Below are 20,170 nucleotides of genomic sequence, written 5' to 3' on the forward strand. Positions count from 1 at the left end.
GAAAAATCCCACAAAAAACCAAACTACTGATTTTAAAGGACTTTTAAAAGTTGGCACGGCTTCTGCTATCTCTATGGCATAACAAGAACAAAAAAAGCAGCAAACCTAATAAAAATAAGACGTAACGACTCTGACATAACAAAAACAACACGGCAGAGACGCAGCTAACAGATTTTTTTGGAGAAGGTGTGCTTTTCAGGGTGCTTTTCGGAGTAACCCGCAACCGGGCAGAGAACAATAAAACTACCTTCAGGTAGCTCCCGAACTGGTTGGATCGCTTGGCGAAAAAGTAGATCAGCGCTCAAAAAAATACGTTTGCTCTTGATCCCGGATGGGGATCGACAAAAACAGCGGTAAAGGGTCACGGTTTCCAAAAACAACAACAGACCGCCCCTCAATAATAAAAAAAGAGCACGTAACGACAAAATTAAAGGGGAGCTTCGGCTAATGCCGATCAGTTAAGCCCTCCCGCTTGACCTTTGGCCGCAAGAAATCAAAATCCGATGCCTGTACTGGCATCGGATTTTTTTATGCGTCTCGCTCGGGCACTGGAACTGACCCACAACATCGCGTCCACCCCCAACTCCATTGAGGGATTGGATTCCTTACTCGACCCTTCTTTGGTTGAGCAAGCCCTTGAACAGGCAGGCGTCGCGACCCTGCGCAAGCGGCGCCTGCCGTTGGAAATGATGCTCTGGTGCGTGATTTCCATGGCGTTTTTTCGGCGCATGTCAGCCTGGGATGTGGTCAGCCGCATGAACATCATGCTGCCGGGCCAACGTCCGTTGGTGGCACCCAGCGCCGTAGTCCAAGCCCGTCAGCGATTGGGCAGCGAAGCTGTACGACAGGTCTTCGATCTGACTCAGAAAAGTTGGCATGAGGCGGCCGGTCATCCGACTTGGGCCGGTTTGCGCTTGCTGGGCGTCGACGGCGTCGTCTGGCGAACGCCCGATACACCGGAAAACCGGGCGCGCTACGACTCCGCCAGCAACCAGCATGGCGACACTGGTTTTCCTCAGGTGCGCATGGTCTGCCAAATGGAGTTGACCAGCCATTTGCTGATCGGCTGTGCGTTTGACGGCTATCGCAGCAACGAAATGAAACTGGCGGAACAACTGATCGAAACCACGCCCGATCACTCGTTGACGCTGTTCGACCGCGGCTTTTATTCCCTGGGTTTGCTGCACCAGTGGCAGCAAGCAGGCACCGAGCGCCATTGGCTGATGCCACTGCGTAAAGGTGCGCAGTACGAAGTTATTCAGCGTTTGGGGCGTCAGGATGCGGTGGTCTCGTTAAGCACTTCGCCGCAGGCCCGCAAGCAATGGCCGGGGCTACCGGAGCGCCTGAGCGCGCGACTGCTGAGTAAAACCGTCAAGGGCAAGGTGTGTCAGATCCTGACGTCGATGGCCGACCCGCTGCGCTTCCCGTCCGACGAAATCGTCGATCTGTACAGCCAGCGCTGGGAGATCGAATTAGGGTTTCGGGAGATGAAACAGACGCTGCTCAACAGCAGTTATACGCTGCGCAGCAAAACGCCCGAGATGATCGAACAAGAGTTGTGGGGCGTGTTGTTGGGCTACAACTTGTTGCGCTATCAGATGGTGGAAATGAGCCGCCATTGTCCCGGTATTTACCCATGCGAAATGAGCTTTACCGCGTGCACCTGGGCGATCCTCGGTTTTATCAACAGCGTCTCGGCTGATCGCTCCGGGAACATCCCCAAATACCTGGCCGAGCTGCATGCTTCAGCCACGCATTACGTCCTGCCTCATCGACGGGAGGAGCGCGTTTATCCCCGGGCCATCAGGCTTAAATCCCCGAAGTATCCGATCAAAAATAAAAATGCCAGTCAGCTTAACTGACTGGCATTAGGAGCTTCGGCTCCCCTTTGTGCTTTCCGGTATTTCCCCCCGCCTTACCTGATCCACATTCCTGTTGTCCTCGATTTGCCGTTACTCTCTGTTTTTTTGCAGGAGTACTAACGCATATGGACATGTTCCAGGCCATGCAGATCTTTACCCAAGTGGTCGATACCGGCAGTTTCAAAAACGCTGCCGACGCCCTGCAACTGCATCGCCCGGCCATTACCAAAGCCATTCAACAGCTGGAAAAGACCCTCGAAGTTCGCCTGCTGAACCGCACCACCCGCAAAATCAGCATGACCGCTGAAGGCGAGCGGTTCTACGAACAGTGCTCGAAAATTCTCGGTGACGTCGTCTCTACCCTCGCCACATTTTCCCTTGGCGCCGACAGCCCCCGGGGCAAACTGCGCCTGGACTTGCCGGTGACACTGGCCAAGGAGGTCATCATCCCGGCCTTTCCGGATTTTCGTGAGCGTTACCCGGACATCGAACTGGTGGTGGGTTGTGGTGATCAGCCGGTCGACATGATCAACGATGGTATCGACTGCGTGGTTCGCCTGGGCGGATTATCCGATTCCAGCACCATTGCCAGGCGAATCGGCGCCGTGCCCATGCTGACGTGTGCGGCCCCGGCTTATCTTGCGCGGCAAGGCACACCGACACAGCTGTCGGACCTGAACCAGCACCTGGCCGTGAACTACTTTTCCGGGCCCCATCGAAAAATCATGGACTGGCAGTTTTGCATCGATGGAGAAACGGTTGCCATCCGCCTCAAAAGCGGCATTCAGGTCAACGACTCGGACGCTTTTCTCGCCTGCGGCCTGGCGGGACTGGGACTGTTGCACGGCTTGCAGCTGTCCTTGCAACCCTACGTGGACAGCGGTGAGCTGGTGCCGATACTGCCTGAGTTGCAGGCGCTGCCAAAACCGATTTCGGTGCTGTACCCCAACAAGCGCTATCTGGCACCCAAAGTCCGGGTGTTCATCGATTGGCTGACCGAGCTGCTCAAGCACAAGGGTCTTGCCTGACTCATTGTTATCTTTTCAATAACAATGAATACACCGGACAGCTATTTTTCTTTCCAATCCAGCCGCCTATCGTTCCCTTTCCATCGGTATACACACCAGGACAATCGAACAATGGACCTGAAACTCAACGGCAAAACCGCCCTGGTCACCGGCGCCAGCATGGGACTGGGCCGCGCCATCTGCAAAACCCTCGCCGCCGAAGGCGTCCAGGTACTCGGCGTAGCGCGTAGCGGCGACCTGCTGCAAAGCCTGGTCGAAGAGGTATGGGCCGAGGGCAATCTCGTGCCTCTGATCTTCATCCAGGACTTTGTCGCACCTGACGCGCCCCAGCGGATTGCCACCGCCGCACTGGAGCGCCTCAAGCATGTCGACATCCTGATCAACTGCGCCGGCGGCAGCCGCCCGATGGCCATCGATGCTCCCGAAAGCCAGTGGATCGAGGGCATGACGCTGAACTTCGACCGCCACCGTCAGCTGACTCAACAGTTGCTGGCGCAGTTCATCGAGCGCAAAAGCGGCACCATTATCAATATCAGCGGCAACCTGGAGCCCGAGGTGGTGAACGCCGCCATCGTCGCCAAGGCCGGTCTGGTGGCCTGGTCCAAAGGCCTTTCCGAGCAGTTGGGTCAGTACGGCGTCACCGTCAATTGCGTGCAACCCGGCCTGATCGATACCGCGCAAATTCGTCGCCTCTACCCCGGCGACGCCCGACGCGAGTTTGCCGAACGCAACATCGCCCTGGGGGACTTCGGCGAGCCGAGCGACGTGGCGCATGCCGTGACCTTCCTCGCCTCCCCCCTCGCGCGATACATCACCGGGACCGTCATGACGATCGACGGCGGCATGCGCGGGTATTCGTTCTGACCGGATTCAAGGAAATATCCATGACACGTGTCGTCCGCTTTCACTCAACCGGTGGTGCAGAAGTACTACGCATCGAGGACATTGAGATCGCCGCGCCCGGCCCCGGCGAAGTGCAGATCGCCGTCAAGGCACTGGGTATCAACCGCGCCGAGGTCATGTACCGCTCTGGCCAGTACACCTTTGAGCCCAGGTTCCCGGCCATCCTTGGCTATGAGGCCGCCGGCCTGGTTCGAGCACTCGGCGAAGGTGTCGAAGGTCTTGCCGTCGGGGACGCCGTGAGTGTGATTCCGGCCTTCTCGTTCAGCGACTACGGGATGTACGGCGAAGTGGTCAATGCGCCCGTGCACGCGGTGGTCAAGCATCCGCAACAGCTGTCTTTCGAGGAAGCGGCGGCCACGTGGATGATGTTCGTCACCGCTTACGGTGCGCTCGTGGAGTTCGGCGACTTGAAGGCTGGCGAGACCGTGCTGATTCGCGCCGCTTCAAGCAGTGTCGGCCTGGCCGCCATTCAGATCGCCAACCTGCTGGGGGCGATCCCGGTCGCCCTGACCCGCACCCGGGAAAAGCGCCAAGCCCTGTTGGCCGCCGGTGCCGCCCATGTGATTTCGACAGAGGAAGACGATCTGGTGGCCGAGGTGATGAGCCTCACGCGCGGCCAGGGCGCACGCATCGCCTTCGACCCGGTGGGCGGTCCCGAGGTGCGCAACATCCTCGGCGCGTTGAGCATGCAAGGCCTCTTCTTTCAGTACGGCGCCCTGGATACTCGCGACCTGTCGGTGCCGATCATGGACATTCTCGGCAAACACCTGACGTTGCGTGGTTACGAACTGTTCGAAATCACCCAGGACCCGACCCGCCTGGGGAGAGCCAAACGTTTCATCCTTGACGGACTCAACGACGGTAAATTACGGCCGGTGATCGGGCAGGTGTTTCCGTTCGAGGACATCGCCGTTGCCCACCGTTTCATGGAGTCCAATCAGCAGATCGGCAAAATTGTCGTCACCTTGTAAGTCCCGAATCGGAACCTGTGGGAGCGAGCCTGCCCGCGAAAAGGTCAGTACATTCAACAGTGATCTCGACTGACCCAACGCTATTCGCGAGCAGGCTCGCTCCCACAGTGGATCATGTTTAGCCTTTGTTCTCGCGCAGCTCCTCGATACTGATCTCGCGCATCCGGAACTTCTGGATCTTGCCGGTCACCGTCATCGGAAACTCCTCGACGAACTTGAAGTGACGCGGCGTCTTGAAGTGCGCGATGCGCTCCTTGCACCAGGCTTGCAGCTCTTGCTCGGTGGCGCTGTGGCCGGGGTGAAACTTGATCCACGCGACAATCTCTTCGCCATAGCGCGAACACGGAATCCCGATCACTTGCACATCCGCCACCGCCGGGTGCGTGAAGAAAAATTCTTCCAGCTCCCGCGGGTAAATATTCTCACCGCCACGGATGATCATGTCCTTGTTGCGCCCGGCAATGCACACGTAGCCTTCGTCGTTCATGCTCGCCAGGTCACCGGTGTGCATCCAGCCGGCCTGATCGATGGCCTCCGCCGTACCTTGCGGGTTGTTCCAGTAACCGAGCATCACGCTGTAACCGCGGGTGCACAGTTCGCCAATGGTGCCGCGCGGCACGAGGTTGCCCGCCTCGTCGATGATTTTGCTTTCCAGTTGCGGCTGGGTGCGACCGACGGTGGTGACGCGCAGCTCCAGCTCGTCTGAAGGACCGGTCTGCAAAGACACGGGACTTGTTTCCGTCATGCCGTAGGCAATCTGCACTTCACTCATGTGCATTTCACTGATGACCCGGCGCATCACCTCGATCGGACAGGTGGCGCCGGCCATGATCCCGGTGCGCAGGCTCGACAGATCGAACTCGGCGCGTTTGGGCTGATCGAGCATGGCAATAAACATCGTCGGTACGCCGTAAAGCGCGGTGGCCTTTTCTTCGGCGACGGTGGTCAAGGTCAGCAACGGGTCGAACGCATCGTTGGGGTAAATCATGGTGCTGCCGTGGGTGATGCAGCCGAGGTTGCCCATGACCATGCCGAAGCAGTGATAGAGCGGCACCGGGATCACCAGCCGATCACCGGCGGTCAGGCCGAGGCTTTCGCCGACCATGTAACCGTTGTTGAGAATGTTGTAATGGCTGAGGGTCGCGCCCTTGGGGAAACCGGTGGTGCCGGAGGTGTACTGGATGTTCACCGCCTGGTCGAAATGCAGGCTGTCCTGACGTTCGCGCAACTGCTCGACCGACACGCCACCCGCCAGATCGGCCAGTTGCGACCACGGCAGGAAACCTGATGGCGGCTGCGCATCAAGGCTGATAACCCCGCGTAGTTCCGGCAGACGTTCGCTTTGCATTTTTCCGATGGATTGCTCCGCCAATTCAGGCACCAGGCCTTGCAGCATCCCGTGATAGTCGGAGGTCTTGAACGCGCCGGCACACACCAGCCATTGGCAACCCGACTGTTTCAACACGTATTCGAGTTCGGAACTGCGATACGCCGGGTTGATGTTGACCAGAATCACACCGATTTTCGCGCTGGCGAACTGGCTGATGCACCACTGGGCGCAGTTCGGTGCCCAGATGCCCAGACGGTCACCGGCCTGCAAGCCCAACGCCAATAATGCTCTGGCGTGCAGATCTACCGCGTCGGCGAGTTGCTGCCATGTGTAGCGCAACTGCTGATGACGCACGACCAGCGCCTCTCCGGCCAGGTATTGCGCGGCCGTGTTGTCGAACGCCTGGCCGATGGTCATCGCCAGCAAGGCTTTGTCCTGGGAACCACGGGTATAGCTGCGCTGCGGGCTTGCACTGGGTTGATCCATGACGACCCCTATTGTCTTTATTGTAGGAGCGAGCTTGCTCGCGAAGGACGTAAGAGCGCTGCGTTCATCCCGGCAGCACCCGTCATCGTTAACGTCCATCGCGAGCAAGCTCGGCCCCTACAGAATCACCCAAGTTGACGTTAACGTAAAGGGTGATTGACAGCCATTCGTCACAGGCTTACGTTAACGTAAAGGTGAGAGCCATATCACTGCCCTCCCCACCCTACAAAAAAGCCAAAAGGTGACCCATGAGCTACCCATCCCTGAACTTTGCCCTCGGTGAAACCATCGACATGCTGCGCGATCAGGTTCAGTCCTTCGTCGCCAAAGAGATCGCGCCTCGCGCTGCTCAAATCGACATCGACAACCTGTTCCCCGCCGACCTGTGGCGCAAATTCGGCGACATGGGCCTGCTGGGCGTTACCGTTCCGGAAGAGTACGGCGGCGCCGGCCTGGGTTACCTGGCCCACGTTGTAGTGATGGAAGAAATCAGCCGTGGTTCGGCTTCGGTTGCTTTGTCCTACGGCGCGCACTCCAACCTTTGCGTCAACCAGATCAACCGCAACGGCAATCACGAACAGAAAATCAAATACCTGCCAAAACTGATCAGCGGCGAGCACGTCGGCGCCCTGGCCATGAGCGAACCGAATGCCGGTTCCGACGTGGTGTCGATGAAACTGCGCGCCGACAAACGCGGCGACCACTACGTCCTCAACGGCAGCAAGACCTGGATCACCAACGGTCCCGACGCCAACACCTACGTGATCTACGCCAAGACTGACCTGGAAAAAGGCCCGCACGGCATCACCGCGTTCATCGTTGAACGTGATTCCAAAGGCTTCAGCCGCAGCAACAAGTTCGACAAGCTCGGCATGCGCGGTTCCAACACCTGCGAGCTGTTCTTCGATGACGTGGAAGTACCGGAAGAAAACATCCTCGGCGTGCTCAACGGCGGCGTGAAAGTGCTGATGAGCGGCCTCGACTATGAACGTGTCGTCCTGTCCGGCGGCCCGACCGGGATCATGCAGGCGTGCATGGACCTGATCGTTCCGTACATCCACGACCGCAAGCAGTTCGGCCAGAGCATCGGCGAATTCCAGCTGATCCAGGGCAAGGTCGCCGACATGTACACCCAACTCAACGCCAGCCGCGCCTACCTCTATGCAGTGGCCCAGGCCTGCGAGCGCGGCGAAACCACCCGCAAGGATGCCGCTGGCGTGATCCTCTACAGCGCCGAACGCGCCACGCAAATGGCCCTCGACGCGATCCAGATTCTCGGCGGTAACGGCTACATCAACGAATTCCCGGCCGGTCGTCTGTTGCGCGACGCCAAGCTGTACGAAATCGGTGCCGGCACCAGTGAGATCCGTCGCATGCTGATCGGTCGCGAACTGTTCAACGAAACCCGCTAAACGGAGCTGTCCATGGCTATCCTGCATACCCAGCTCAACCCCCGTTCGGCGGAGTTCGCGGCCAACAGCGCGGCGATGCTCAAACAGGTCGACGCCCTGCACACCCTGCTCGCACAAGTGCAGCAAGGTGGCGGCCCGAAGGCTCAAGAACGCCACACCTCGCGGGGCAAATTGCTGCCCCGTGAGCGGATCAATCGTCTGCTCGATCCGGGCTCGCCGTTTCTTGAGATCAGCCAACTGGCGGCTTACGGGGTCTACGGCGAAGACGTTCCGGCCGCTGGCGTGATTGCCGGGATCGGCCGTGTGGAAGGCGTCGAATGCATGATCGTCGCCAACGATGCCACGGTGAAAGGTGGCTCGTATTACCCGCTGACCGTGAAAAAACACCTGCGCGCCCAGACCATCGCCCAGCAGAATCGCTTGCCGTGCATCTATCTGGTGGACTCCGGCGGCGCCAACCTGCCGCGTCAGGATGAAGTGTTCCCCGATCGCGAACACTTCGGGCGGATCTTCTTCAACCAGGCCAACATGAGCGCCATGGGCATTCCGCAGATCGCCGTGGTTATGGGTTCCTGCACGGCCGGTGGCGCTTACGTGCCGGCCATGGCCGACGAAGCAATCATGGTGCGCGAGCAAGCGACGATTTTCCTCGCCGGCCCGCCGCTGGTGAAAGCGGCGACCGGTGAAGTGGTCAGCGCCGAAGACCTCGGCGGGGCCGATGTGCACTGCAAGATTTCCGGGGTCGCCGATCACTACGCCGAGAGCGACGAACACGCCTTGGCCATTGCGCGCCGCAGCATTGCCAACCTCAACTGGCGCAAGCTCGGCGAAGTGCAGCAACGCACACCGATAGCCCCGCTGTACAGCAGCGACGAGTTGTACGGCGTGGTGTCGGCGGACGCCAAGCAGCCGTTCGACGTGCGCGAAGTCATCGCACGGCTGGTGGACGGTTCGGTGTTCGACGAATTCAAGGCGCTGTTCGGGACTACGCTAGTATGCGGCTTTGCCTACCTGCACGGTTATCCGATCGCGATCCTCGCCAACAACGGGATCCTCTTCGCCGAAGCGGCGCAGAAAGGCGCGCACTTTATCGAGCTGGCCTGTCAGCGCGGCATCCCCTTGTTGTTCCTGCAAAACATCACCGGCTTCATGGTCGGTCAAAAGTACGAGGCCGGCGGCATCGCCAAGCACGGCGCGAAACTGGTGACCGCCGTGGCGTGCGCCAAGGTGCCGAAATTCACCGTGATCATCGGCGGCAGTTTCGGCGCAGGTAACTACGGCATGTGCGGGCGGGCTTACGACCCACGCTTCCTGTGGATGTGGCCGAATGCACGGATCGGCGTGATGGGCGCCGAACAGGCCGCCGGTGTGCTGGTGCAGGTCAAGCGTGAGCAGGCCGAGCGCAGTGGCCAGGGTTTCAGCGCCGAGCAGGAAGCCGAGATCAAGCAACCGATTCTCGATCAGTATGAAGAACAGGGTCACCCCTACTACTCCAGCGCACGGCTGTGGGACGACGGCGTCATCGACCCGGCGCAGACCCGCGATGTACTGGCCCTGGCCTTGTCGGCGTCGTTGAACGCGCCAATCGAACCGAGCCGCTTCGGCGTGTTCCGGATGTGATCCTGATGTAGGAGCGAGCTTGCTCGCGATGGACTAAAGGGCGGCGCGTTTATTCAGAAAACACGCGTAATCGTTAACGTCCATCGTCGGAACGCCGCCCGGAGCAAGCTCACGCCTACAAGTGCCGTGGAGACGGAAGAATATGAGCGACTTCAACACCCTCGAACTGCTGACCGACCCGCGTGGTTTCGCGACCCTGTGGCTCAGCCGTGAAGAAAAGAACAACGCCTTCAACGCCGAGATGATCCGCGAACTGATCCTCGCCCTCGACAAAGTTTCGGGCGATGCCAGCCTGCGGTTTCTGCTGGTGCGTGGACGCGGCAAGCATTTCAGCGCCGGCGCCGATCTGGCCTGGATGCAGCAATCGGCGGAACTCGATTACCAAACCAACCTCGACGACGCCCGGGAACTGGCGGAGTTGATGCACAACCTCGCCAAGTTGAAAATCCCGACCCTGGCGGTGGTGCAAGGCGCGGCTTATGGCGGCGCGCTGGGCCTGATCAGTTGCTGCGACATGGCCATCGGCGCTGATGACGCGCAGTTCTGCCTGTCGGAAGTACGCATCGGCCTGGCGCCGGCGGTGATCAGCCCGTTCGTGGTGCAAGCCATTGGCGAGCGCGCGGCACGGCGCTATGCGCTGACCGCCGAGCGTTTCGGCGGGCAACGGGCTCGGGAAATCGGCTTGTTGTCGGAAAGTTATCCAGTCGCTGAGCTGGAACAAAAAGTCGAACAGTGGATCGACAACCTGCTGCTCAACAGCCCGGCGGCCATGCGCGTCAGCAAGGACTTGCTGCGTGAAGTCGGCAACGGCGCGCTGACCCCGGCGCTGCGGCGCTACACCGAAAACGCCATCGCACGAATTCGCGTCAGTCCCGAAGGCCAGGAAGGTCTGCGGGCCTTTCTGCAAAAGCGTCCGCCGAGCTGGCAAGCCGCAACCACCACCAAGGAGCCGCGTTGATGAGCGCACCTGTTCTCACCACCCTGCTGGTGGCCAACCGCGGCGAAATCGCTTGTCGGGTGATGCGCACCGCCAAGGCTCTGGGCCTGACCACCGTCGCCGTGCACAGCGCCACCGACCGCGAAGCCCGGCACAGCCGCGAAGCGGATATCCGCGTCGACCTCGGCGGCAGCAAAGCCGCTGACAGTTACCTGCAAATCGACAAACTGATCGCCGCCGCCAAGGTCAGCGGCGCGCAGGCCATCCATCCGGGTTATGGCTTTCTGTCCGAGAACGCCGGGTTCGCCCGCGCAATCGAAGCGGCAGGCCTGATCTTCCTCGGCCCGCCCGCCTCGGCCATCGACGCCATGGGCAGCAAATCCGCCGCCAAAGCCTTGATGGAGACCGCCGGCGTGCCGCTGGTGCCGGGCTATCACGGCGAGGCTCAGGACCTTGACACCTTCCGCGATGCCTGCGAACGCATCGGCTATCCGGTGCTGCTCAAGGCGACTGCCGGTGGTGGTGGCAAAGGCATGAAAGTGGTCGAGGACGTCAGCCAACTGGCCGAAGCCCTGGCCTCGGCCCAGCGTGAAGCGCAATCGTCGTTTGGCGATTCGCGGATGCTGGTAGAGAAGTACCTGCTCAAACCGCGTCACGTGGAAATCCAGGTCTTCGCCGATCAGCATGGCAACTGCCTGTACCTCAACGAACGTGATTGCTCGATTCAGCGTCGGCACCAGAAAGTTGTCGAAGAAGCGCCCGCGCCAGGCCTCAGCCCGGAACTGCGTCGCGCCATGGGTGAGGCCGCCGTGCGTTCGGCGCAAGCTATCGGTTATGTCGGCGCCGGCACCGTAGAGTTTTTGCTGGATGCGCGCGGCGAGTTCTTCTTCATGGAGATGAACACGCGCCTGCAAGTCGAGCACCCGGTCACCGAAGCCATCACCGGCCTCGATCTGGTGGCCTGGCAGATTCGCGTGGCACGCGGTGAAGCGCTGCCGATGACCCAGGAGCAGGTTCCGCTGATCGGCCATGCCATCGAAGTGCGGCTGTATGCCGAAGACCCGAGCCATGATTTTCTGCCGGCCACCGGGCGGCTGGAGTTGTATCGCGAATCCGCCGAAGGCCCGGGACGTCGGGTGGACAGCGGCGTTGAAGAAGGTGACGAGATTTCGCCGTTCTACGACCCGATGCTCGGCAAACTGATTGCCTGGGGCGAGGATCGTGAACAGGCGCGCCTGCGGTTGTTGAGCATGCTCGATGAGTTCGTGATTGGCGGCCTCAAGACCAATATCAACTTCCTGCGCCGGATCATTGGCCACCCGGCGTTTGCCGCGGCCGAACTGGATACCGGGTTCATTCCGCGTTATCAGGAACAACTGCTGCCAGAACCATCGGACCTCAGTGATGAATTCTGGCAGGCCGCTGCGCAGGCGTTTGCCCAGAGCCAGCCGGGCACGCCCCGTGCCGATGACCCGGGTTCGCCTTGGGCCGTTGGTAATGGTTTCCGTGCTGGACTGCCGAAAGAGATCACTCTGCATTTGAGTTGCGAGGGACAAGACCGGGCACTGACCCTGGGTAACCATTGCTCGGCGCATCTCAAGGGCGAGCAACTGTGCACAGAGCACAACGGCTTGCGTCACCAGCACCGGGCCATTCGTCGTGGCGACTTTGTGTATCTGCAGTGGGAAGGTGAATTGCGCCGCATCGAGCCCTACGACCCGATCAGCGCTGTCGAAGCCAGTCACAGCCATCAGGGCGGGCTGACTGCGCCGATGAATGGCAGCATCGTGCGGGTACTGGTGGAGGCCGGACAAACGGTCGAGGCCGGCGCGCAACTGGTGGTACTGGAAGCAATGAAGATGGAACACAGCATCCGTGCGCCACACGCCGGGGTGATCAAGGCGCTGTATTGCCAGGAAGGCGAGATGGTCAGCGAAGGCAGTGCGTTGGTCGAGTTGGAAGAAGCGTGAAATGAGATCGGTCCTACGCCTTGCGAGGACCGATCTGATTAGAACCTGGCTGTCGCCTGAACCACCACGCCGATGATTCGGCATGCGTCGGTGTAAAGGGCCTTCGGATACGTCGGATTGAGCGGGACCAGGTAACGCTGCCCGCCCTCTTCGATCAGCTTGCGGAAGGTCGCCTCGGTACTGTCCGGCCATTGGGCGATCACCATCTTTCCGGGTTCCGGCACAATCGCCGGGTCCACCAGGATCAACATGCCCTCGGCGATGCTGACGCCGCTGGGCGCGGTCATCGCATCACCCACCACCGTCAACCAGAACGCCGCGCCTTGAGCGTGGTAATCGGTCAGCTCGAAACGCGCCTTGCCGTACACCGCCGGCTCACCGTCACGCACCTCGGCGGGCTCTCGCCAGTCACTGACCGGGTAGCGGAAATACGGGTTGTACTTTTTCACCAGGTCCTGGCCATCGTCCTCCGAAGCGTCCGGGTCCGGCTCCCTGATCACCAGCGCCACCTCGAGAAACTCCAGGCCCAGCGCCCGCAATACCCGGTTCATGTCATCAATGCCGGGTTGACGACGTTTATTCAGCCAGTGACCGATGCCACCCTGGGACATCCCGAGGCGCTCGGCGAGTATCTCTTGAGTGACTTTGAGTTCACTCATCTTGGCCTTGACCAATTCAATCCATTTATCCATGTGCGGCACGATACGTGGGGGACTCCGGCCATCAAAACACAAATTGTAGTATTTAAATTCTAGTCACAAATACAGTTCGTACTAGGATTGATTCACGGATCTGAACCTATCACGGAGCTTGCCATCGTCATGACCATCCCCAGCAACGACCTGCCAGACCTGCAAATCGACACGTCCCTCACCTCGCCCAAAGGCTCTGCCGCCGCACAGCGAGCGCTGGACTATTACTTGAAACCAGCTGTTTCAGAGGAGGTAGTCGAGGAGCGTTTTTTTGATGTGAACCGCAACATCAGCTGCGAAGAGGCGCTGGTCCATGCTTCGGATCTGCTGCGTTGTGCCGCCGCCACCGCGTACGAGTCAGCCAGCAATCTGCACGGTTCAAGCCGGGATCTGGCGTTTTCGGCGGTGCACATGATCGACATGGCCAAGGCGATGGTGGACCGCTCCCTGGAGGGCGATCAGAACGGCTGAAGCGGAGGTGCTTGAAAGGAGGACAGGAAAGAATTTTCCAATCGAGCAGATAAAAACATTTGACTTGCAAACGAGAATGATTATTATTGCATGCAGCTGGTCGCGAGATCGGTCGATTGTCCAAGTGACCTTAGGTCGGTCTCCTGGACTATCTCCTCATCAGGCTAATCACGGTTTTTGACCCGGCTTTTGCCGGGTCTTTTTTTTGCCAGTTATTCTGGCTTTACCTTCAGGCTAATGAAGTCTTTAGGTGCTGCGAATTCGATGGCGCGGATGATATCAAAAGAATATCTGTTGGCAAGAGAAGCCCGGCATCATTGGCTCAAACTAATGAAAAATAGCACTTGAGAATCAATCGCACAGTCTCTAAGCTTCGACAGCGTCAAGGAGGACGCCCCCCCGCTCAACCCCGCAATTTCCCCCGGTTTTTCCCTTCCCAGCGTGTAAAGTAGCAGCCATAAAAAATCATATTCAGGAACCGACTATGACCGTGGCTAAATCCTCTTTCGACATCAGCGCCAATTTCGACAGCGGCAACATTGAAGTGCTGGACATCAGCAATCCGTTGCAAGCGCTGCTGGCCATCAAGCCAGACACCCGCAGCCAGCACTTTCAGTGGTTCCACTTCAAGGCCAGCGGTCTGCATGTCGGTCAGGAGCATTGGTTTCGACTGAACAATGCCAGCAAGTCCTCGTACAACAAGGCCTGGGATGGTTATCAGGCAGTGGCGTCCTACGACCACGTCAACTGGTTCCGGGTGCCGACCATCTTCGAAGGCGACTGCCTGCGCTTCAGCCTTGAAGCCACCGCCACCCACGCCTGGTTTGCCTACTTCGAACCCTACAGTCGCGGTCGTCATGACTGGCTGATCGAACAGGCGCTGACCAAAGCCGGCACCGAGCTGCTGGCCACCGGCAAAAGTGTTGAAGGTCGCGACATCCAGCTACTGCGTAAAGGTACCGGCGCCGAAGGTCAGCGCAAGGTCTGGATCATCGCCCAGCAACATCCGGGCGAACACATGGCCGAGTGGTTCATGGAAGGCGTGATCGAGCGCCTGGAAAAGCATGACGATCCGGTGCTGAACAAATTGCTGGCCAACGCCGACCTGTACCTGGTGCCGAACATGAACCCGGACGGCGCCTTCCACGGTCACCTGCGCACTAACGCCATGGGCCAGGACCTCAACCGCGCTTGGCAGAGCGCCAGCCAGGAAATCAGCCCGGAAGTCTTTTTCGTACAACAGCAGATGGAAAAGTACGGCGTCGACCTGTTCCTCGACATCCATGGAGATGAAGAAATCCCCTACGTGTTCACCGCCGGCTGCGAAGGCAACCCGGGCTACACGCCGCGCCTCGAAAAACTCGAAGAGCATTTCCGTAGCCACCTGAAGCACCTGACCAAGGACTTCCAGACCAAGCACGGCTACACCCGTGATGAGCCGGGTAAAGCCAACATGACTTTGGCGTGCAACAGCGTCGGCGAGAAATTCGACTGCCTGTCGCTGACCCTGGAGATGCCGTTCAAGGACAATAATGACGCACCGAATGCACTGACCGGCTGGTCGGGGAAGCGTTCGAAGCAGTTGGGCAAGGATGTGTTGACGACTGTGGCGGAGATGATCGCTGTTTTGCGTTGACCCACCTTTCTCATTAAGACCTGACCTTTCTAAAAGTCAGGTCTTTTTCTATATATTCCGGCCAAATGAAACCCGGATTACCAAAAAGCATTAATAAGCGCCGCGAATCGATATCAATACATCTATAGGAACCACCCAACTCCCAAGCAGATTTCGCACCTCCAACTTTAAATATCCACTATAGATAGTCGCAGGCAGCTGCGGATTATCCGCCTTATTATAGATCAATTTGAAAGTAAGATCCCTGGCGGCCTCACCCGAAAAAGAGCATCCCTGATAAGCATTCATTGCCAACCATTTACACCCGCCGACAACCCGTTCTCCACGTAAATAAACGTCTCGCTCATTTCCAGCGCCATCTTTTAACTTCACCGTAAGTCGAGCATAGCCTGCGGGAGCGAGCTGTAACTTTATAGGTCCCTCAGACTCTTTCAAGGCAACAATACCCGCTTGATAGATTGCTGGCATTCTTAACTCAAGCTCCGCTACAGCAGTTTTTCCAATACTCACTAACGACATACGTGTGCCAACAAAGGGTGGCGCGTAACCCGAGAGTCGCGAGGCATTTTCGCGCCAAACACGAGCCGTATCGGCAGTCTCTGTGTTCCCTAGCGGCAAACCATACTGATCTATGATGGCGGGTGTCGAATAGTAACGTGAGTTAGAACCGTTGCATAAAACACTGCGTGATTTTCCGTTGTCGTATCCAAAACGATAATTAGCCACGCCTTCATAATTGCAATGTTGGCTACCTGCATTGTGGCCAAGCTCATGAGCAAATGTCGAAGCGCTACTAGATACTCCTATTGCGGTGCGGCCTGGCCTATACCCCCATCCAATTGCTCCCCCTGGCACGATATAGGCAAAATTACCGTAAATAACATCTGGCTTGAACTTATCCATACCCTGAGAAAAAATAACAGGCAATTTCGCAAGAGTTTCGGTAGTAATCGGATAATCATCCTCAACGACTTGCACACCCGCTAAGTTCAATGAAACGTTTAATACCAATGAATTACGGAGCATTAGATTAACCCATTCAACCTTAGCCAAAGCATCGGCACCTGGATCACCGCCCATTCGATCAACCCCTGCCTTGGAATACCCCATCAACACATCGACAACCAATGGCTCTGCACTGGTCAAATCCACGGGTGCGGTGGCGACCTTTTCATTCAGATTGGTAACCGCGTCTTCAGCATCCATATCAACAGCAGGCTCAGGAATGAAGCGGCTCATACCCGTACTGTCAATATGCAATGAACCGCGCTGCCCCGGCCTATTGATCAAGGCTGTCAGGCTTCCATCAGCCGAACGAACCGTCACGAGTGAACCATCGTTTTTATCCGGCATACGCAAATTACCGCTTTCAACGGTATAACCATCAATCACTTTCGAGCTGGAGCGCTCAAACACCCCCGGCGCAATCAAGTCTGCATACAACTCCTGCGTCGTCTTGCTTGCAATATTCTCGACAACCCAGCTTTTCGGTTCACCTGTGTCCGACGGCGAAGGATTCATACAGGCGCCTAGCAACACAGCCAACGACACCATCGAAAGCGCGGAAAAAAACCGCCGCATGAAACGCAAACCTGCCGACTTGAACATGGTTCATCTCCCTGAATGACGCGATCAGTGCTATTCGACTGACCTCGTCCGGGGCCACTGCAGTCTGTGAGCATTGAACGTGCTTTTTCAGGGGAGCGAAACTGTCAAAGTTGACAGGTGGATGAGTCCTCTCCGTTAAACAGACCGAATCACAACATCGTGAATTCAACCGCGATCCTTACCCCGCAACATGCTATCCAGCACCTCATCGCGCCGCACCCAGCCGTGAAATAACGCCGCCGCCAAATGCAGCAGCACGGTCAGAAACAGCAGATACGCCAGATACCCGTGAGCCTTGCGCAGGAACGCAAACACCTGCGCATTCGCCGGTACGATCGAGGGTAACTGCAACGAACTGCTGAGCATCACTGGGTCGCCGGCCGCCGAAATCATCGCCCAACCGAGCAGCGGCAGGATAACCATCAAGGCGTACAGCAAAGCATGCGAAGCCTTGGCCGCGAGCACTTGCCAGCCCGGCAAGTCCGCCGGCAGCGGTGGCTGTCGAGTGGAAAACCGTACCGCCAGCCGCACGATCACCAGCAGCAGGATCGCAACGCCCAAGGGCTTGTGCAGATTGATCAGCCATTCATGGCGCTCGGACACCGAGGCGGCCATGCCCGCGCCGATAAACAGCATGGCGATGACCATCAGCGCCATCAGCCAGTGCAGCAGTCGAGCCAGCGGTGCGAAGTGGTTCGGTTGAGCACTCATTGTTGTGCCTCCTGTTTAGCGGCAGGCAATTGGCTGACTTCGCTGGTACGACGCAAGTAGGACTTGGCGTAACCGGCTGAACGAGCGGCCAGCAGCGGGTCGTCGGAACCTTCGATACCGGCGGGCAGTACGAGCGGGTCGTAGTTGATGTCACGGCACTCGCCATTGAGTTGCGGCTCGGCTCTTTCCAGCACCAGGGTGCCGGCGTTCACCACTTTTCGACCTTCGGGCCAGGTCTTGCTGGCGTCATTGACCGGGTCGCCGGGGTTGGCCAGCGTGATGTTCAACTGCCAACGCAGCGGGCCTGTGGAAATACGCTGAACCAGGTCTTTCTCCAGAAAGTCACCTCCCTCCGGCGCCGTGGCACCCGCCGCGTCCTGCGCCATCGGCACCATGCTCCAGCGCACCGCCTGCCGTTGACCGGCCGCGTTCACCAGGTAAAACGCATTGACGCTGTTGTAGGTTTCCGTCACGTAACTGGCCGACGGCTTGGCGGTTTTGATCCAGGCCAGGAACGGTCCGGCTTCCGGATGCGAACCGAAGAACGCCGGCACCGCAGCAGGATTGGGTTTGCCGGTGGCCGGGTCCGGTGACTGGGCTTGCTGCAATTGGTAGAACGCCTCGGGTGTGCCTACCGGGAACACCGGCATGCTGTTCATCCCGGTGCGCCACTGCTGGCCGTTGGCCTGGGTGAAACGCAGTGCCAGGCTGCGGATCGGCACGCTGTTATCCGGCGCATAAGGATTACCGGCCGGCAAGGCGAAACGTCCGACCACCGGAGTCCGCGCGTCATTGAAAACCTGAGCGCTGGAATAGCTGCGTGCTTCGCCGCTGCTCTCGAAATGCCCGATCACGCACACGCCTTTTGAGTGGTTACGCCGAAACCCCGGGTGCACGCCGTTGTTGGTTTCCAGCACATTGATCAGCTTTTTCGGCGTCAGACGCTGTGGGTCAAAGGTGCCATTGACGTAGGCAAATGCCCCGGCGACTGCGGCGACCACCACGGCGATAGCGCCCAGGCGCAATACCAGGCTCGCGGCACTCAAGGGTGGCCGGGTTGGCGGTGATGAGCGATCTACCATGAAAGACTCCAGGGCCATCGGCCACAAGTGAGAAGGATCAAGCAGACGCACCCCGTGAAGGTTTATTCCATCGCGCGGTGTTTATTTTTTCAGGCGTGGAATAACCTCGAATGCCGGGCGTCTTCCTAGTCCAGCGTAGTGACTAGTCAGAAACTCATGAACGATATCGACGAACAACTGAGAGAAATCATTCCCAGATTGCGACGGTTTGCCGTGTCGTTGACGCGCAGTCCCAGCAGTGCGGACGATCTGGTCCAGGCCAGTCTCGAGCGGGCGCTGTCGAGTTGGGGCGACAAACGCCCCGAGGGCGATTTGCGCGCGTGGCTGTTTTCGATTCTTTATCGGCAGTTTCTCGACGCTCACCGGCGCTCCCGGCGTTATGCGCGGATGCTCGAATTCTTTACCGGACGTGACGATACCCAGCCGTCGGTAGAACGCACCGTGATCGCCCAATCGACCCTCCAGGCCTTCGATCAGCTCACGACCGAACAGCGCGCGCTGCTGCTTTGGGTGTCGGTGGAAGGCCTGAGTTACAAAGAGGTCGCCGAGATTCTCGACGTCCCCACCGGCACCGTGATGTCGCGCTTGTCCCGCGCCCGCCAGGCCTTGCGCCAACTCAGCGACGGCGAAATCACCCGCCCTTCCCTGCGGAGACTCAAATGATCAGCATGCCCCCGAGCGAGCGAGACCTGCACGCCTATGTCGACCACCAACTGAGCGATGACGACCGACGCCTGGTGGAGACTTTTCTGGCAAGCAACGCAGAAATGGCTGCTCAAGTGCGCGCCTGGCAGCAGGACGCCCAGCAACTGCGCGCGGCCCTGAGCGGCGCCTTGCAACAACCCGCCAACCCGGACCTCGACCCGGCGCTGATTCGCCAGCGCCTCAAACGACAATCGCGCCGCCATCTGGCCAGCGCCGCAGCGTTGCTGATAGCGGTCAGCATCGGCGGGGTCAGCGGCTGGCAAGCCCGGGAGATGACGCTCATCAGCGCTCAGCAACCCATGACCGATGCCCTGCAGGCCTATCGTTTGTTTGCCCAGCAAGGCATTTTGCCGGCCGACTACAAGGCCAGCGACAACGGCGATATGCAGGGTTGGCTCGACCGATATTTCACTCAGGCCAATCGCTTGCCGGACCTCTCGAACGCGGGCTTCAAACCGGTCAGCGGACGGTTGCTCAGCACCGAGCAAGGACCGGCAGCGATGGTGGTTTACGAGGGCCAGGACGGGCACAAGATCAGCTTTTACGTGCGCCCACCGGGACCGAAAAACTTCTTCCTGCCCCGTGGCAGTCGCAGCGATGGCGAGTTGCAGGCCGAGTACTGGTCGGGGGGCGGTTACAACTATGCGATGGTCAGCCCGACCGATACACCGGCGGCGCAGATGCTCAGGCAAACCGTGCAGTTCTGATCACACCATTACCCTGTGGGAGCGAGCCTGCTCGCGATA

At 58.8% G+C, this 20,170-nt stretch carries 17 protein-coding genes; 12 read left to right on the forward strand and 5 right to left on the reverse strand.

Annotation, left to right across the window (positions count from 1 at the left end; translation table 11 throughout):
• Positions 1-530 precede the first annotated feature (530 nt).
• The 4 genes from ACYZUD_RS12780 to ACYZUD_RS12795 all read left to right on the forward strand — a co-directional run bounded on the left by ACYZUD_RS12780 (position 531) and on the right by ACYZUD_RS12795 (position 4,764).
• Positions 531-1,862, forward strand: a complete 1,332-nt coding sequence (locus ACYZUD_RS12780; RefSeq protein ID WP_462020303.1) for an IS4 family transposase — start codon at positions 531-533, stop codon at positions 1,860-1,862.
• Between the two features lie 125 nt (positions 1,863-1,987).
• Positions 1,988-2,890: a LysR family transcriptional regulator gene (locus tag ACYZUD_RS12785; protein ID WP_462024320.1), complete on the forward strand. Its 903-nt coding sequence runs from the start codon at positions 1,988-1,990 to the stop codon at positions 2,888-2,890.
• Positions 2,891-3,001: 111 nt separating this feature from the next.
• Positions 3,002-3,754 carry an SDR family NAD(P)-dependent oxidoreductase gene (locus tag ACYZUD_RS12790; protein WP_462024321.1) on the forward strand — a complete coding sequence of 251 codons (753 nt, stop codon included), beginning with the start codon at positions 3,002-3,004 and terminating at the stop codon, positions 3,752-3,754.
• A gap of 20 nt (positions 3,755-3,774) precedes the next feature.
• Positions 3,775-4,764 carry a zinc-dependent alcohol dehydrogenase family protein gene (locus ACYZUD_RS12795; protein ID WP_462024322.1) on the forward strand — a complete coding sequence of 330 codons (990 nt, stop codon included), beginning with the start codon at positions 3,775-3,777 and terminating at the stop codon, positions 4,762-4,764.
• 118 nt (positions 4,765-4,882) lie between these two features.
• Here ACYZUD_RS12795 and ACYZUD_RS12800 read toward each other — a convergent pair whose 3' ends face one another.
• Positions 4,883-6,580, reverse strand: a complete 1,698-nt coding sequence (locus tag ACYZUD_RS12800) for an AMP-binding protein (RefSeq protein ID WP_462024323.1) — start codon at positions 6,578-6,580, stop codon at positions 4,883-4,885.
• Positions 6,581-6,828: 248 nt separating this feature from the next.
• On the opposite strand from ACYZUD_RS12800, the gene ACYZUD_RS12805 reads away from it, so the two are divergent.
• The 4 genes from ACYZUD_RS12805 (at position 6,829) to ACYZUD_RS12820 (ending at position 12,519) form a co-directional block, all read left to right on the forward strand.
• Positions 6,829-7,992 (forward strand): isovaleryl-CoA dehydrogenase, encoded by a 1,164-nt coding sequence (locus tag ACYZUD_RS12805; RefSeq protein WP_462024324.1) that lies wholly within the window; start codon positions 6,829-6,831, stop codon positions 7,990-7,992.
• Between the two features lie 12 nt (positions 7,993-8,004).
• Entirely contained in the window at positions 8,005-9,612 is a 1,608-nt protein-coding gene (locus tag ACYZUD_RS12810) for a carboxyl transferase domain-containing protein (protein WP_462024325.1), read from the forward strand.
• Between the two features lie 142 nt (positions 9,613-9,754).
• Positions 9,755-10,570 carry a gamma-carboxygeranoyl-CoA hydratase gene (locus ACYZUD_RS12815; protein WP_462024326.1) on the forward strand — a complete coding sequence of 272 codons (816 nt, stop codon included), beginning with the start codon at positions 9,755-9,757 and terminating at the stop codon, positions 10,568-10,570.
• The gene (locus tag ACYZUD_RS12820; protein WP_462024327.1) at positions 10,570-12,519 is read left to right on the forward strand and encodes an acetyl/propionyl/methylcrotonyl-CoA carboxylase subunit alpha; all 1,950 of its coding nucleotides are present in this window, start codon (positions 10,570-10,572) and stop codon (positions 12,517-12,519) included. The genes ACYZUD_RS12815 and ACYZUD_RS12820 overlap by 1 nt, the downstream gene beginning before the upstream one ends.
• A gap of 38 nt (positions 12,520-12,557) precedes the next feature.
• Here ACYZUD_RS12820 and ACYZUD_RS12825 read toward each other — a convergent pair whose 3' ends face one another.
• Positions 12,558-13,211: a LexA family protein gene (locus ACYZUD_RS12825; protein WP_462024328.1), complete on the reverse strand. Its 654-nt coding sequence runs from the start codon at positions 13,209-13,211 to the stop codon at positions 12,558-12,560.
• Between the two features lie 129 nt (positions 13,212-13,340).
• Between ACYZUD_RS12825 and ACYZUD_RS12830 the strand changes: the two genes are divergently transcribed.
• Both ACYZUD_RS12830 and ACYZUD_RS12835 read left to right on the forward strand, forming a co-directional pair.
• On the forward strand, positions 13,341-13,682 hold the full coding sequence (locus ACYZUD_RS12830; RefSeq protein ID WP_462024329.1) for a DUF6124 family protein: 342 nt from the start codon (positions 13,341-13,343) through the stop codon (positions 13,680-13,682).
• A 484-nt stretch (positions 13,683-14,166) separates the two neighbouring features.
• Entirely contained in the window at positions 14,167-15,318 is a 1,152-nt protein-coding gene (locus tag ACYZUD_RS12835; RefSeq protein WP_462024330.1) for a M14 family metallopeptidase, read from the forward strand.
• A 90-nt stretch (positions 15,319-15,408) separates the two neighbouring features.
• On the opposite strand, the gene ACYZUD_RS12840 is transcribed toward ACYZUD_RS12835, so the two are convergent.
• The 3 genes from ACYZUD_RS12840 to ACYZUD_RS12850 form a co-directional block, all read right to left on the reverse strand.
• Complete coding sequence (locus ACYZUD_RS12840; RefSeq protein ID WP_462024331.1) at positions 15,409-16,926, reverse strand: zinc metalloprotease; 1,518 nt, start codon at positions 16,924-16,926, stop codon at positions 15,409-15,411.
• Positions 16,927-17,091: 165 nt separating this feature from the next.
• Complete coding sequence (locus tag ACYZUD_RS12845) at positions 17,092-17,637, reverse strand: cytochrome b (RefSeq protein ID WP_462024332.1); 546 nt, start codon at positions 17,635-17,637, stop codon at positions 17,092-17,094.
• Positions 17,634-18,719 (reverse strand): catalase family peroxidase, encoded by a 1,086-nt coding sequence (locus tag ACYZUD_RS12850; RefSeq protein ID WP_462024333.1) that lies wholly within the window; start codon positions 18,717-18,719, stop codon positions 17,634-17,636. Before ACYZUD_RS12850 ends, ACYZUD_RS12845 begins: the two co-directional genes overlap by 4 nt.
• 156 nt (positions 18,720-18,875) lie before the next feature.
• Between ACYZUD_RS12850 and ACYZUD_RS12855 the strand changes: the two genes are divergently transcribed.
• Together ACYZUD_RS12855 and ACYZUD_RS12860 are read left to right on the forward strand one after the other, a co-directional pair.
• Positions 18,876-19,382, forward strand: a complete 507-nt coding sequence (locus tag ACYZUD_RS12855; protein WP_462024334.1) for an RNA polymerase sigma factor — start codon at positions 18,876-18,878, stop codon at positions 19,380-19,382.
• Positions 19,379-20,131 carry an anti-sigma factor family protein gene (locus ACYZUD_RS12860; RefSeq protein ID WP_462024335.1) on the forward strand — a complete coding sequence of 251 codons (753 nt, stop codon included), beginning with the start codon at positions 19,379-19,381 and terminating at the stop codon, positions 20,129-20,131. Before ACYZUD_RS12855 ends, ACYZUD_RS12860 begins: the two co-directional genes overlap by 4 nt.
• Positions 20,132-20,170: the final 39 nt, after the last annotated feature.

This window comes from Pseudomonas sp. XS1P51 (genome assembly GCF_054897845.1).

What these genes read in the sequence shown, in the direction of transcription:
- ACYZUD_RS12835 (WP_462024330.1), top strand. Translation starts at nt 14,167, where the DNA reads ATGACCGTGGCTAAATCCTCTTTCGACATCAGCGCCAATTTCGACAGC.
- ACYZUD_RS12850 (WP_462024333.1), bottom strand. Translation starts at nt 18,719, where the DNA reads ATGGTAGATCGCTCATCACCGCCAACCCGGCCACCCTTGAGTGCCGCG.
- ACYZUD_RS12785 (WP_462024320.1), top strand. Translation starts at nt 1,988, where the DNA reads ATGGACATGTTCCAGGCCATGCAGATCTTTACCCAAGTGGTCGATACC.
- ACYZUD_RS12845 (WP_462024332.1), bottom strand. Translation starts at nt 17,637, where the DNA reads ATGAGTGCTCAACCGAACCACTTCGCACCGCTGGCTCGACTGCTGCAC.
- ACYZUD_RS12800 (WP_462024323.1), bottom strand. Translation starts at nt 6,580, where the DNA reads ATGGATCAACCCAGTGCAAGCCCGCAGCGCAGCTATACCCGTGGTTCC.
- ACYZUD_RS12825 (WP_462024328.1), bottom strand. Translation starts at nt 13,211, where the DNA reads ATGGATAAATGGATTGAATTGGTCAAGGCCAAGATGAGTGAACTCAAA.
- ACYZUD_RS12860 (WP_462024335.1), top strand. Translation starts at nt 19,379, where the DNA reads ATGATCAGCATGCCCCCGAGCGAGCGAGACCTGCACGCCTATGTCGAC.
- ACYZUD_RS12805 (WP_462024324.1), top strand. Translation starts at nt 6,829, where the DNA reads ATGAGCTACCCATCCCTGAACTTTGCCCTCGGTGAAACCATCGACATG.
- ACYZUD_RS12790 (WP_462024321.1), top strand. Translation starts at nt 3,002, where the DNA reads ATGGACCTGAAACTCAACGGCAAAACCGCCCTGGTCACCGGCGCCAGC.
- ACYZUD_RS12820 (WP_462024327.1), top strand. Translation starts at nt 10,570, where the DNA reads ATGAGCGCACCTGTTCTCACCACCCTGCTGGTGGCCAACCGCGGCGAA.
- ACYZUD_RS12795 (WP_462024322.1), top strand. Translation starts at nt 3,775, where the DNA reads ATGACACGTGTCGTCCGCTTTCACTCAACCGGTGGTGCAGAAGTACTA.
- ACYZUD_RS12855 (WP_462024334.1), top strand. Translation starts at nt 18,876, where the DNA reads ATGAACGATATCGACGAACAACTGAGAGAAATCATTCCCAGATTGCGA.
- ACYZUD_RS12840 (WP_462024331.1), bottom strand. Translation starts at nt 16,926, where the DNA reads ATGTTCAAGTCGGCAGGTTTGCGTTTCATGCGGCGGTTTTTTTCCGCG.
- ACYZUD_RS12815 (WP_462024326.1), top strand. Translation starts at nt 9,755, where the DNA reads ATGAGCGACTTCAACACCCTCGAACTGCTGACCGACCCGCGTGGTTTC.
- ACYZUD_RS12810 (WP_462024325.1), top strand. Translation starts at nt 8,005, where the DNA reads ATGGCTATCCTGCATACCCAGCTCAACCCCCGTTCGGCGGAGTTCGCG.
- ACYZUD_RS12830 (WP_462024329.1), top strand. Translation starts at nt 13,341, where the DNA reads ATGACCATCCCCAGCAACGACCTGCCAGACCTGCAAATCGACACGTCC.
- ACYZUD_RS12780 (WP_462020303.1), top strand. Translation starts at nt 531, where the DNA reads ATGCGTCTCGCTCGGGCACTGGAACTGACCCACAACATCGCGTCCACC.